This is a genomic window from Enterococcus sp. AZ048, assembly GCF_051715125.1.
Classification (GTDB): Bacteria; Bacillota; Bacilli; order Lactobacillales; family Enterococcaceae; genus Enterococcus_A; species Enterococcus_A gilvus.
In genome coordinates this window covers 853,365-866,281 of the sequence record NZ_JBIOTD010000001.1, presented here as the reverse complement: position 1 = coordinate 866,281, position 12,917 = coordinate 853,365, and the positions used below count along the sequence as shown (strand labels likewise).

Below are 12,917 nucleotides of genomic sequence, written 5' to 3'. Positions count from 1 at the left end.
AGTTATTTACTTCACACGAATTTTCCTTTTGGAGACTGTCTCATCCCATAGACAGTCTCCATTTTTGTGTTATTTTTCTCAAGCATAATTATCGCTATTCATTTTGGAAAGCGCTATGCTATGAAAAATCCAATATGAAAGCTGGGAGAAAAATGAAAAATTCAGATGTTTTGATCGTCCCTAAAGACCGTTCACTATACTTTTTCCCTGCCATATCAGAAATGAGTGTTTGTTCAGGGAAAGAACTGCTCACCGCCAGCAATGACTATTTACGTCATTACTTGAAAGAGTTTCAATTGATCATCTTTTTAGACTACGGCTTTGAACCCGCGATGGCAGAGCGTATTCGCCCCTTCACAAAAGCAAAAATCGTTTTATTTTTCTGGAATCATTTCAAGTTGGAACACTATCGAAAATTAAATGCTGCTCAAAAAGAGCCTGCCATTGATGAGATCTATCACTTCGATCCCTTAGAAGCACGAGACCTCGGATTGAAGCACAATAGTTCCTTTTACACACAATCTGTCGGAGAACCCTTCCACGATACAGACTACGACATCTTTTTTGGTGCGAACGACAATGGACGCAGAGAACAAGCCATGGCTTTAAAGGACCGCTTCGAGTCCCTCGGCCTGTCCACCTTTTATCATATACTGCCTAAACGCGGTAATGAACAAGATGGCTACTTGCCCTACACAGATTACCTGAAGCTCGTCAAAAGCAGCAAAGGGATCTTGGAGATTCTCCGATCCGGTCAATACGGCGTGACCCTTCGGACCTTTGAATCCCTTTATCTTCAGAAAAAATTGGTTACCGCCAATGAGATGCTGCCATTTTACCGGATGTACGATCCAAGAAACGTTTTTATGATCGGCCCAGACCTGAGCCAACTGACCGCATTCTTGAATATCCCTTACCAGCCCGCAGACCAAGCCATTCTCGACTTCTTTGAAGCAAAGAACTGGGTCAATCGCTTCATTGATTACGATCCACAGCTATTCGAAGAGTTCGAATATTACCCAGAGCTGATGAAACATGAGAGCGCGTTGTAGCCAATACAAAAAGCCAAAGGTGTCCGCTTCAACACGTTGGAAAGTATTTGTAAGATTTTACAGTGCCAGCCAGGAGATATTATTGAGTATGTGGAAGAATAAGTAAAAGCCGTGCGGGTGCACGGCTTTTTTGCTTGATAAATAGTCAATTCACTCAACAGCTCTGATCAATAGAAAGGATTCAATGACAAAAATCGTTATTGCTTAAATAATCAGGCGTATATGCTTTTAATCTTTGCGCGATTTGTAACGTCTCAACCTTATTAATAAAGTCAACAATCGTCTCATCTCCACTGATTGTTGAAAATTGTCCAAAATCATATTGCCACCACTTGATTTCCAATAACTTTTGAACTACATCTGGAGGAAATCTGAACCGAATAATCTTAGCTGGAACGCCTCCCACAACAGCATACGGAGGCACATCTTTTGTTACCGTTGAATTTGCAGCGATGACTGCCCCATCATGCACAACGATTCCTTTGGAACTAAATGTCACATTTCCACCTATCCAAACGTCGTTTCCAATAACGATTGGCCCAGACTTTATGGTATTGGGAACATCCAGAAACAGTGAATGGTACTTTTCTTTATAGTTACGAATCGATGCACTATTTCTTTCATACGTTACATAAGAAGTCGTAAACCTAGATGTAGAGTGGTTTTGCCCCATAAGTCGGACCCCAGGCGCAATCGATGTGTATCTCCCTACAATTGTATTGATAGGCAAATTACTTCGGCTATAACTAAAAGAGCCCATTGTATGAATGTGATTCCCACCAACAAAAGTAGTAAACGGTTCAACAACAGCATTTGAGCCAACAAAAATATGATCTTTGTCTACAATCCAACGGCTTTGATGATCCGTTAACCTAGAAAAGACACTTTTTTCTCGTAAAAGAGCGTCATAGTCCTCCGTAAAAAGAATTTTTCTATATAAAATATTCGCTTCGTAAGAAATTTCCTTTTGGAAAAATGTGATTCCTTTGATATTCTCCACAATTATCTCCCACCTTAACGCTTGATTCTGTAAACATGACAATGAGTCCTCGATCATCAATGATATTTTTATCCTTACATGAAGGTAGCTTATTCAAGATACCCTCCTCTTGCTTGTATAATCTTCTCTCCAACGATCCTGGAAAAAGCTTTTGCAATGGTATTTGAGCTTGGTAAAAATAAGAAGTGCAATGCATCCCAAAAACTAATGACATCACCTTCGTATAATCGTGGTCCGCTTCCCCCCGAAATGTCGAATGCCTTGATTTGAAAGGTCTCATTTAAATTATGAACATTGTCTAAAACGATGAGTGCATTTATCATTTTAGTCATAGAAGCTGGTGGAATTTTTTGATTTTCATTGATCTCGTATAGGGATTCTGGTGGACAAAGAGTATAAAAGTGTGGATTTCCTCTTGGTAAGACGATCACACTTCCAGATTTTGCCTTGTATGTTTCTAATGGCGCATAATCTGGATCGCTCTTTTTCTTCTTTGCAGTATCTACCAATACCTTCATGGCTTCGTAGCAATCTGTCTTGCCGGTATCTCCTGAAGCCCCCATGACAGATGCTAGATACAATTCTCCTTCTTTGTCTTTTACCAGTGCGACCGAATTGAATACTCTATTCAGGATAGTGCCAGACTTTCCACCAAGAATAGTGTAAGATTTCTCAAAATTTTCATCTTGAACGGTAGCCATAACATTGATTTCTCTAGTATTCTTTCCACGAATAGTTGCTTTATGTTCCTTCTTTCCCCAAATCGACAAAATTTCTTTGTATCCTATTGCGTTCAGAACCAACTTCAAGATATCTCTAGAAGTAGAGAGGTGTCCCCTCTGTCTAAAACCATTGATATTTTTCAAAGTCGTATTCTTCATCCCTAAAAGTTTTGCTTTATTATTCATTTCTTCTAAGAAGACAGTTAATGCCACCTCATCCGGTACTTTATCTGGTACTTCAATAAACGCCAAATTTTTATTTAATTTTCCGTCCAATAATGAGAACGTTTCTTTCATGGATAAATAGAGGCCTTCTTCATCTTGCCGATCAGGTAAGACTTCTTCAAATGTTTTTGAATTAGGTTCTTTCCCTCTGCCATACAATTCTGTTAAATCGATTACTGTTAGTCGTCTTATGCTACCTGCTCCATCTGCCCCGTGAATACTTCCAGCAAAGACCAACTGCTTTTCTTGCAAGTCTTCTGAAGTATGAAGGACATTCGTGACAGTCTCAAATCCTTTCGTTACGCGTTTTAAGCCCATGTTGGGATTTCCATACTGGAAGTTGCCTCTAAAGTAGACTCCAAAGAGACCTTTTACATATCTAGTCACTCGTACCTCAAATCTTACAAAGTATTGATGATTTGGTTTTAAAGTAATAGATTGACAAATCTGCGAGGAAACGGAGGAATCCACGATCAAGCTTCCACACCCATCTTCATCTTCTTCTATAGAGACGCTTCCAGCATTTACATGCCAACCGTTAAGCTCTTCCTTCCACCAGGAATTTTTTAGAACATTTGGAATCCGCTCTTGATATTTATTGATTTCTCGTTCTTCATAATCCAATTCTCAGCCCTCATTTTTACTGAATTTTTTCTTTTTCCAACATATCTACTACTTCATAAAATCCGATTCCGTGTGAGCCCTTCACAAAAATAAAGGAATCGTCTGTAACTGATTTTCTTATTTCCTCCACGATTTTTTCTTTGGTCTCACAGTGTATACAATTCTCGTTTTCTATTGTCAGATATTTGAAAGGTTCACCATAAAGGAGTACTTTATCAGCTAAAGAAGCATTTATATAAGGTTCTAATCGCAGGTGTTCTTTCTTTGTATGGTTTGCAAGGTCGGCTACTTCTCCTAGTACAAGCAAAGATTTTCCAGTGTAAAAATCCTTTTTACTCGTGAAATGTTTGATCCCGTTGATCGTCGCCTCGATCGAACTATTATGAGTATCGTCAATCAAGGTAACAGTTTTATCATTTATGACCTGTTCTTTAGGACGTAAGATTCGCTCAAAGCTTTCGTAACTATTGAACTTATTCGCATAATTTTCTGATTTAAGCCCTAAACATTCAATTGCTAGTAATGCGCCCATCGCATTTTGAATCTGCCCATCGCTATCCGTCTTCAGCATGAAACTAATTTCCTTACCATTCAGAACAAGTGTCACTTCTGTCCCATTCTTCATGATATGTTTGTCTTTTAAATAGCAGTCCAAGGACTGATCAGTCATGCTGTACATGCGAATCGTCAAATTCAGAGAGGCTGCTGCTCCAATGAAATCTTTTAAATACTGCTTAGGGATATCTCCATTAATGACCGCATATCCGCCTTCCTTTACACCATAAAAAATCTGTTTTTTTATCCCCAAATTACGCTGTATCCCCGTCCCTGCATGAGCACTCCCAAAAGACGGAATAATCGCGACATCTGGCCTCCAGAAATAAGAATTATTTCCATATGCAAGGGGAGTCATTGAAGACGCAGCACCTTCGTACACGATGAAATCCAGATTATTTGAAATTCCTAAACTTAAGCTAAAGGTCGGATAGTGCATATTTGCATTAGATAGATTTTCTAAAACAGTCCCCGTATCTCCAAGTAGATGGCTCATCATCAATCGAGTAGAGGATTTCCCCGCACTTCCAGTTATTCCTATTGATTTTCCTTTATATATCTCACTCATATATGAAATATACTCATAGCTGAATAGAAGACTGTCTGGAACAATATATTGTGGAATCGTATTTTTCAAAGAGACAATAGGTTCATCCGTGACAATAAGAGAAATATTTTCTTTTTGTTTCGATTTTTCAATCAAGACATTCGAATGATAATTTCTTGTGGTGTAGGGGATCATGGACTTATAATGGGCAGCCGATAAAGATACTACGGCAACATTATCGAATCCTCGTATATCGATCATAGATAAATCTTGAATCACATGCTCGACTTTTTTCATGTCCCTCGCTAATTCTTCATTTAAAAAATAACCTTGGAAGTGCTGTTTTAACCACCCACTAAAAGTTTCACTATATCTTGATTCATCTAGATTTTTTAGAGAAATATTGCTGTTTGCTTCACGCTCATTGAGAGCAAAATTCACTACATCAGACCCATCGTCCCCATTGATAACCAAAACACATTCCAACTTTTTATTGTTTCTTCTAAAAATAAAGCCTTCATTTTGATTCGTGCCCCAAAAAATACTTGATACTATAGAAGGATGATCTTCGAAAATAATTGGGGGGATGATTCTTTTTCCTTGAATCCTATGTGCACTATTTTTAATGAAAGAGTGGCTAACCGCACTTAACTCTAAAAATGCTAGGCCAATTTTATAATAATCGTAAATATTCGTTCGCTGGGCAGTATTCTTTCTTCCTATTGGCGCAAGTCTGGAGAACACAGAGATGTTCATCTGATTGGCTAATTGATTGATTTTTTGTCTTGCATTTTCATAGCCGCCATACACTTCAAACAATGCTGAGATACAGTCTGGCGCGTTAAACGAAATTGCTTGATTTAGTACTTCTGAAAGCAATCGTACTTCTCCCGCTTGTCCTCTTGTAGAGCGTAGGGAGCCAAACTCTTTTTGTACCTCCCTTGTAAAAGTTATTTCATGATCTGGAGACAGCACTCCATTCTCAATATCCTTTAAAACTAGCAAGTACAATAAAAGATGCATCGTGCCCCATTTGGAACAACGATTTCCTGCTGGTCTTTCATTTAGGATCTTTTCTGAATTAAAAATTAATTTTGTTTTTTGATATAAGATGCTTCCTACAAAATTGTCGTTATCCTTCACTGATTAACAGCCCCTCTCATGGATCTATTGAGTTATTCAAACTATTTATCTAACACTATCTCTAAGTAATTCTCTTTGATCATCCATTTGTCGAGAGAAGATTTTTCTCTTTTCAGAAATTGCACAACCTCTGAAAAATGAACTTCACTCACAAAATTAGGCTGCCATTTTGTGTCTCTGTTATTGGAATAAATAGGTCTCAGAAGAAGCTTTATCTGTTCATTTTCTACTTTCAATTCAGCGATCATTCCATAGGGAACGGACTGAGGATACCCGTCATATTCGCCATCACTATTAAAAAAGCCGTTTCCGATACTATAAACAACAGGAACATTCGAAATTTCATCAATTTTCTGCAACGTGTGCGGTCCATGACCAATAATTAAATCTGCCCCTGCTTGCACGACTTTTTTTGCTAAATATACTTGAAGCTTCGATGTCATATTGAAGTCAACGCCCCAATGAGGAGAAACAATGACAAAATTTTCTGGATGTTGTTCTTTTTCCCATCGAATTTGTTCGAGTAGTACACCATCTAAACAGTTCACGCCCGACTTGCTTACACCTGGATAGAAATCAAAATAACGATAATTCCCTTGTCGATACCAGTACGCATTAAATATGACGATCTCCTTATTGTTTGATTTGATCCGTAATGGCTGAGAGGCTTCTTTTAAATTCTCACCTATCCCTGCAAAAGCGATTTTACTTTTTGCCAACGCCTTCTTAGTCGAACAGATTCCTGACTCCCCATAATCAGCTAAATGATTATTTGCAAGAAGCAAGGCATGGATGTTCGCTTTTTTAAGCGCCTTCACAGTCGGTGTTGGGTAACCACCTAAAACAAATTTTTTTAATTCCCATAGCCTAGCGTCTTCTCGATCTTCCACCAATGCAGCCTCGAAGTTCGCAATATTTAATGATGCTTTTTTTAAATAGGATTTCAGCGGTTTGAAACAGTAATCATAGCCTTCTTCAACCAGAGGGTCCCATCTTTTTGCTTTCGTTCTACGATCTGAATAAAATTCGCCTGGATAAGTATCCCCAATGATATTCATCGTAAATGACTCTTTTTTTATTGAAATATCGACTTTTTCACTTTGAAGATACTCATGCTTAGTCAACGGTATTTCATTTAATAACAAACAATCGACCAAATAGTCTCGCGTATACATATTGGGTGCATTCGCAACAATCACAAGTGATCGCTCTTTTCCCCTACTATTGATTCCAATAATCGTATGAGGATTTTCCCAAGAGAGCGCGTGATTTAATTGCCCACTCTTCACTGTAAAATCAGCTGATAAAATATGCCTTCCTTTATAAATCATTTCTGTAGTGGCAAGCATTTGTAAATATTCTGCTCGTAGAGATACCAGCTTCTTACCAAGAATGATCAAGTCATCCATTGTATAATACTGCTCCAGTGAGGATTTTTTTCCTGAGACATTCTCTAAACAAGGAGAAGGCGTGTCTGCTTTATACTGGTCAAAATAAGCACTTATTTTTTTTTTAGTTTTCTCTGTAATCATTTTTGCCATCGCAAATATCGTCGAAGTTTTTTGAGTAATCAATGCCAGTTGAATCAATTCAAGAGCGACACATTCTTCCCCTTCAGCAAAGAACGACGAACCATCTAGTTTCGCCTCTCTTTCAATAAACGCGTCAATCCGCACTTTGTCAGTGGGAACTATTTTTCTATTCTCCATTAACTTCAGAAATGTGTAAGTGACATATTGTGGACCCAATCCTTTATCGTTGACTATCACTGGTACTCCAAACCAATGTGAAATTTCGTCTGTATCTAACGCTACCTTTATTCCCTGATAATTACTCATGCGCTTTGTACCCTTCCACAAAAATAATTTGCTCCCATTTATCCAAGATTCGTTGTTTTGAGAATTCCTTTGATTTTTTAAAGGACTCTTTTGAAAAGTCATCATATTGTTTCGCATCACTTAATAGATGAATAACTTTTCTGGCTAACTCGTCGATACAGCTATTTGTAACCAAGTATCCAGAGGAGCCAGAATCGATCATTTCCCTTGGTCCGTAATTGATATCATATGAGATCGCTGGAATACCATACGAAATTCCCTCTAATAAAGCTAAGCAAAATCCTTCAAAACGACTCGTCAATAATATAAGGTGCATTTTTTTGTATTCCTCATCCAAATCAAGTAAATAGCCACGAAATTTAACTGCTTCCTTTAGATTTAATTGATTCGTCAGACGAATCAATTCTTTTTCTGTCTTATAATTTTCTCTTCCGTCTCCAAAACCATAAAGATGCAATTCTGTAAAAGGAAGAATTGAATGAATGATTTTAAATGCCTTGATTACATGATCCAGTCTTTTTTCCTCGTAATATCTTGCGACTACACCAATTTTTATAGGTTTCTTTCGTACTATGTTTGAACGGTTTTTTCGCACATCTTTTCGTATCCCAACTGGAATGCACACAAATTTCTCTGCATTATTAAAGCGTAATGCAAGATCCGCCTGCTGTTGCCCTGTTGAACAAACCACGTAGTCAAATTTATCAAGATCAGAAAAGACTTCTCTGTAGGGTCCTGAGATTCTCCCTTTCTGAGAATCTGTTCCTAAATAATGCTTGCTGTGAAGAATCGCAATTTTTTTTCCAACTTCTGAAACCTGTATCAAAGCATCCGCTACCAAGATATTTTTATCAGAAATAACTGTGTCTTTTTTTGTAAGAAGTTTACGCAGAAAGAAGATGATCAACTCTTTCTCTTGTTTTAGAACTGTGGATGTTCCTTCTTTTTCATGGACCTTGATCAACAAATTTTCATTCTTTTTTTCATGATCATAGAACTTTTCTATACAAGTGATTCCCTTTGGCGAGAAATACCGTTCATTTATTATCTGAAGATTCTCATCTAATAGACTTTCACAAGAAAGAAAGCCTCTAGAATCAAATAGCTGTCTCTTTTTCTTTTTACCGTTCTCATCGAAATAATTGATATATTTAACTTGCTCGTCTTCATTCAGATGTGCGTAAGCAATATAGGTGTTCTCTTGATAGACACGATAATCGTTTATTTGTCCTACTCGTTTAAAGGAATAATTTTCTTCTGGAAAAATATCACTGAGAACTACAGATGTATACTCACTGAAGCTTTCGGCTTCTTGCAAGAAGTCATACATATTTACATAGTCTTCGGAAGCCAGCCCATACATTTTTGTCATCTCACTGAGTTGCGTATTATATCGAATCGTGACCAATTTACTTTGGTATTTTTCTTTTAATAAATTGTGCCTTTGAATTGCTGCACTCTCAATTCCGGTTAGTTGCCTTCCTATATTGACATTTAAGTGATAAATCATGTTTTCCCTCACATTTTTCTATTTTAATAGGATTTCCCTCTTATTCAGCCCGCTCCTGACCTCCCCTTCAATCAACACAACCCGTAAAATTATTTTCCCCACATGATTTTCTTTATTTCTTATTTTTCGAGTGTATTTTACTGATTTTTCGGTAAGGAAGAAGCCGCTGGGGTGGCGGCTTACGTCGGTAGTATTTGCGGCTTATATTTAAAGTTCGATGACCTTTAGTTCGCCTGAGACTTCATCGGTTTCGAGGCGTAATTTGATTGGATCGATCCGATAGCCGCGCCCCCAGGAGGTTTCGAGGCAGGATTCATCGAAGCCGTAATTCGCCAATTTGCTTTTGATGCTGCGAATGATGCCGGACAGGCGGCTCTCTTTTGATTTGGTTGGCGGTTCTCCCCAGAGCTTCTCCGACAGGTCTTCTCTTGAAATGTATTTCTTGCCAGATTCTTGTAGAATCTTAAAGACTTGCAGTTCTTGATTGGAGAAATTGATCAAGAGATTCTCCAGACGGGCTTCTTGGGTGTTCGAGGTCTCCCAGACCTTCTTCGGACACCGCTGGTCGCAGGCGATCAATTCTTCCCGAAGCTCATCGAAGTGGGTGTTCTGAGACAGGAAGCCTTGAACCCCTAATTCTTTCCAGGTGTGGATCATTTCTGGTGTCAACTGGTTCTTAGTCTTACGGAAAATCGCACAACTGAAATTTTGAAACAATGGTAAAATCTTGGTTACTTCTTGGTCAGAAATCGTTTCGCTGAAGATCAGCGTTTCAAAATAATTCAAGTCCATTCCAAAGTAATCTTTCGTCTGTAATTCACGTAAAAATTTTTTGCTGCACAGTATCTCATGACCAAGGTCGTTCACTTCTCGAACGAAATCTTGTTCAAAGGCTAGACTTTTCGTTAATAGTAGAATGGTCAATGATTTCTCCCCCTTTTATTGCTGCCTATCAGTGAAATTGGCTTCGTGGGCCAGTTGATCCACTTTATTTTCCAGATCAGCGTAAATCTCCAAGACCGCTTCTTTTGATTCAGCGACTTCTCTTAGGATTTTCTTTGCACTGTTGGCGATGTTTTCGACTTCCAATTCTGCGGTCCCAATAAGGTGCTTTGCTTCGACCTGTGCTTCTTCGATCGTGCGGTTGGCTTGTTTCTTCGCCGTGAAGAGCACTTCTCCGATCTCAAGCTGTGATTGTGTGACTTCTTGCTTCAGTGTGATATTTTTCTCCATGAGCTCGTTGATTTGATTGCGTGCTTGGAGAAGCGCGTCTGGATCACATTCGATCACTTCGTCATTTTTCGCTTGTAACTGTTCCTTCAACGTATCCGCTTCTTCTTGTTTTTGCTGTAGGCGCTGCTCGTAGTCCTGCATCGTTTCATAGAGTGCATCCTTCTCTGCTTGGACTTTTTGAGATTGGTTCGTTAGGTCACCGTATTTCTGATTCAATTCGACGAGGGCCTTCTTTTGCGTGCCAAGCTGTGTCATCAGCTCTGTGACTTTCGCGGCTTCTTGCTTGAGTTCGACGAGCTGCTTTTCCTTTTCCAAAAGGGCATTTTCTAAGCTGGTGTTTCTTTCGATCAATTTTTGATTGATATTGCCGTTTTCGATCTGCTCCTCCAGCTTGATGATCTCCTCCTGCGCTTGGAACAGGGCATTCGCTAATGCTTCTCGCTCTTCCTTAAACTGTTTTTGGATCGTTTGTTTTTCTTCGTCTAATTGTTGGACCATCTCTTTCGTCTCCTGCATAGCTGCCGTCCGCTCCTCTAATTGTTTAGTCTTTTTCTTTTCCTGGATCAAGTGGGTCTCCATATCTGAATAATTGCTCTTCAAGTCGGTAAGCTGCTTCGTCAAGGCGGCTGTCTGCTGCGTCAACTGCTGATTTTTTAGCTGCTCCTTCTTTAATGCTTCCTGAGTTTGACTCAACGATTGCTCTTGGGTCTTGGTCTTATTTTTTAGCGCGGCACAGGCGGTATCCAGTTCCTTCTTCTCTAAAAATACTTGCTCAGATCGCGTCTTTAATTTGCGCATCTCCGCTTCCTGTCCATCGATCACCGCTTGGTTTTTCTTCTGCGCTTCCTTCATTTTCATGACGATCGGATGCTGCTCCTCGTTCTCCTTCGCCAGGGCTTCAAGTTCTTGGATCGTTTTTTCACAGTCAGAGACCTTAGCCTGCTGCGCTTCTAGCTCTCGGATCAGGCGAGTGATCTGCTCTTCCTTTTGCTTCTTCTCTGAGACACTCTGACTCGCCAGTGCGGTCAGTTCTTTGGTCTTCTCCGCAAAACGCTGCTCTAGCTTCGTGTAGTCCTGTTGAAACACGGTCAATTTTTCTACCGCTGCTTTTCTTGACGCTTCTTGCTTTTCTAACGCTTCGGCATCCTTCTGGACCTTGTCCTTGAGTGCCCGCTGGTCATTTTTCAATTCAGTGATTTGATGATTCAATTGCTTTTCGATCACTGCTTTTTGCTTCTTCGTCTCTTCCAATTGCCGTTGGTTGACGAGCAATTGATGCGTCAGCTTTTTGATCTGTTCTGTTAGGTCACCGATCTCTTTGCGCCGATCCGAATCTTGCCACAAACGCTTTTGCAGCGTTTCGATCTGTTCCTGACTAGTCGCACGTTCTTCTTTGATCGTGTTCTTTAGCTGTTCGTTTTCCCACTTTTCCTGATAAAGCTCTTCTACGTGTTTGGCTTGGATCTCTTTCAGCTCTGCGATCGTCTTATTGAGCCGCTGACTATCCTCTTGATAGCTTTTTTGCTGCTGCGTCGCGTCTCTTAGCTGCTCCCGTAACTGCTGGATCTCAAGAATCTTCTTCTCGATCGTCTCGCGGTTTCTTTCTAGCTCCTCGTTCGTATACGCTTTTTCCATTTCGCTTTTTTGAAACAGCCACCCCGTCTTTTTCGCCATTCCCTTTTTCCTTTCCACTCGTTTTCTTAGAAACGATTGATACTCCCTTTATATGTGCACATTCAATACGTCTTCATAGGCAAATCAAATGCGGCTGCAGCTTCTTCAGTGATCTCATCCATCGGCTCGATACGCTCCAGCTCCCCCTGAACGACCAGACGCGTCGTCGCGTAGATATCGCCGCACGTCAGCAGAGTGATCAACTGCCGTTTGGGATCAACATCCAGTACATCCACGGCACTCGGATCTACCTTCTCTTTCCAAATCGCCACATATGTATAGACATTGGTCAAATCCGTGAGATAGATCCTGTCCCCTAGCCGGACTTCCTCCAGCGGTGTAAACAATAAGTCGGCCCGATCCGAACGATGACTCGCGATGCCATAATTTCCCTCGCCCATCTCCTGATCCGGCGACAATGTCCCCGCACCATAGTACAAGCCATCATTTTCCAGCCCTTTGAATACTGGCAGACAGATCCCGACACGCGGCACCGCCACACTGGCGATCACCGGCAGCTTCTTGCTCGTTCCCTTCAATTGCGACTGCGCCACGGCATTCAAATTCAGCGGCTCAACCGCATCAAAATCAAAGGGCACCTCTTTTTTCTCGTTCTCTTCTATCTCTTCTTTGGTCACGTTAGAGATCTCGTACGCTTCTGTCGTCTTTTCGATAAAGAAGTTTTTGACCGGCTTGTTAAAAAGAAACAAGCAGCCCGCCAGAATAAGCACGGTCCCTATTCCTCCAATGATCCTTTGCTTCATCTCATTCTCCTAATAGACAAAGGGCGGATC

9 protein-coding genes and 1 pseudogene are annotated in these 12,917 nt (G+C 40.1%); 2 read left to right on the top strand and 8 right to left on the bottom strand.

The features are described from left to right. Positions 1 to 152 precede the first annotated feature (152 nt). Together IGI66_RS04300 and IGI66_RS04295 are read left to right on the top strand one after the other, a co-directional pair. Positions 153 to 1,052, top strand: a complete 900-nt coding sequence (locus IGI66_RS04300; RefSeq protein WP_114525333.1) for an oligosaccharide biosynthesis protein Alg14 — start codon at positions 153 to 155, stop codon at positions 1,050 to 1,052. 9 nt (positions 1,053 to 1,061) lie between these two features. After that, a pseudogene (locus tag IGI66_RS04295) lies at positions 1,062 to 1,154 on the top strand (helix-turn-helix domain-containing protein); the annotation flags it as partial. Between the two features lie 79 nt (positions 1,155 to 1,233). Here IGI66_RS04295 and IGI66_RS04290 read toward each other — a convergent pair. The 8 genes from IGI66_RS04290 to IGI66_RS04255 all read right to left on the bottom strand — a co-directional run bounded on the left by IGI66_RS04290 (position 1,234) and on the right by IGI66_RS04255 (position 12,887). After that, complete coding sequence (locus IGI66_RS04290) at positions 1,234 to 2,052, bottom strand: CatB-related O-acetyltransferase (RefSeq protein WP_438847733.1); 819 nt, start codon at positions 2,050 to 2,052, stop codon at positions 1,234 to 1,236. A gap of 89 nt (positions 2,053 to 2,141) precedes the next feature. Then, positions 2,142 to 3,623: a hypothetical protein gene (locus IGI66_RS04285; RefSeq protein WP_438847731.1), complete on the bottom strand. Its 1,482-nt coding sequence runs from the start codon at positions 3,621 to 3,623 to the stop codon at positions 2,142 to 2,144. Positions 3,624 to 3,639: 16 nt separating this feature from the next. Further along, the gene (locus tag IGI66_RS04280; RefSeq protein WP_438847729.1) at positions 3,640 to 5,700 is read right to left on the bottom strand and encodes a Mur ligase family protein; all 2,061 of its coding nucleotides are present in this window, start codon (positions 5,698 to 5,700) and stop codon (positions 3,640 to 3,642) included. Between the two features lie 209 nt (positions 5,701 to 5,909). Beyond that, positions 5,910 to 7,706, bottom strand: coding sequence for a CapA family protein (locus IGI66_RS04275; protein WP_438847727.1), 1,797 nt, complete (start codon positions 7,704 to 7,706; stop codon positions 5,910 to 5,912). Continuing rightward, positions 7,699 to 9,216 carry a glycosyltransferase gene (locus IGI66_RS04270; RefSeq protein ID WP_438847725.1) on the bottom strand — a complete coding sequence of 506 codons (1,518 nt, stop codon included), beginning with the start codon at positions 9,214 to 9,216 and terminating at the stop codon, positions 7,699 to 7,701. Before IGI66_RS04270 ends, IGI66_RS04275 begins: the two co-directional genes overlap by 8 nt. Positions 9,217 to 9,423: 207 nt before the next feature. Next, positions 9,424 to 10,140 (bottom strand): helix-turn-helix domain-containing protein, encoded by a 717-nt coding sequence (locus IGI66_RS04265; protein ID WP_316407348.1) that lies wholly within the window; start codon positions 10,138 to 10,140, stop codon positions 9,424 to 9,426. A 15-nt stretch (positions 10,141 to 10,155) separates the two neighbouring features. Next, positions 10,156 to 12,123 (bottom strand): hypothetical protein, encoded by a 1,968-nt coding sequence (locus IGI66_RS04260; protein ID WP_438847723.1) that lies wholly within the window; start codon positions 12,121 to 12,123, stop codon positions 10,156 to 10,158. 62 nt (positions 12,124 to 12,185) lie between these two features. Beyond that, the gene (locus IGI66_RS04255) at positions 12,186 to 12,887 is read right to left on the bottom strand and encodes a class A sortase (RefSeq protein ID WP_438847722.1); all 702 of its coding nucleotides are present in this window, start codon (positions 12,885 to 12,887) and stop codon (positions 12,186 to 12,188) included. Positions 12,888 to 12,917 lie beyond the last annotated feature (30 nt).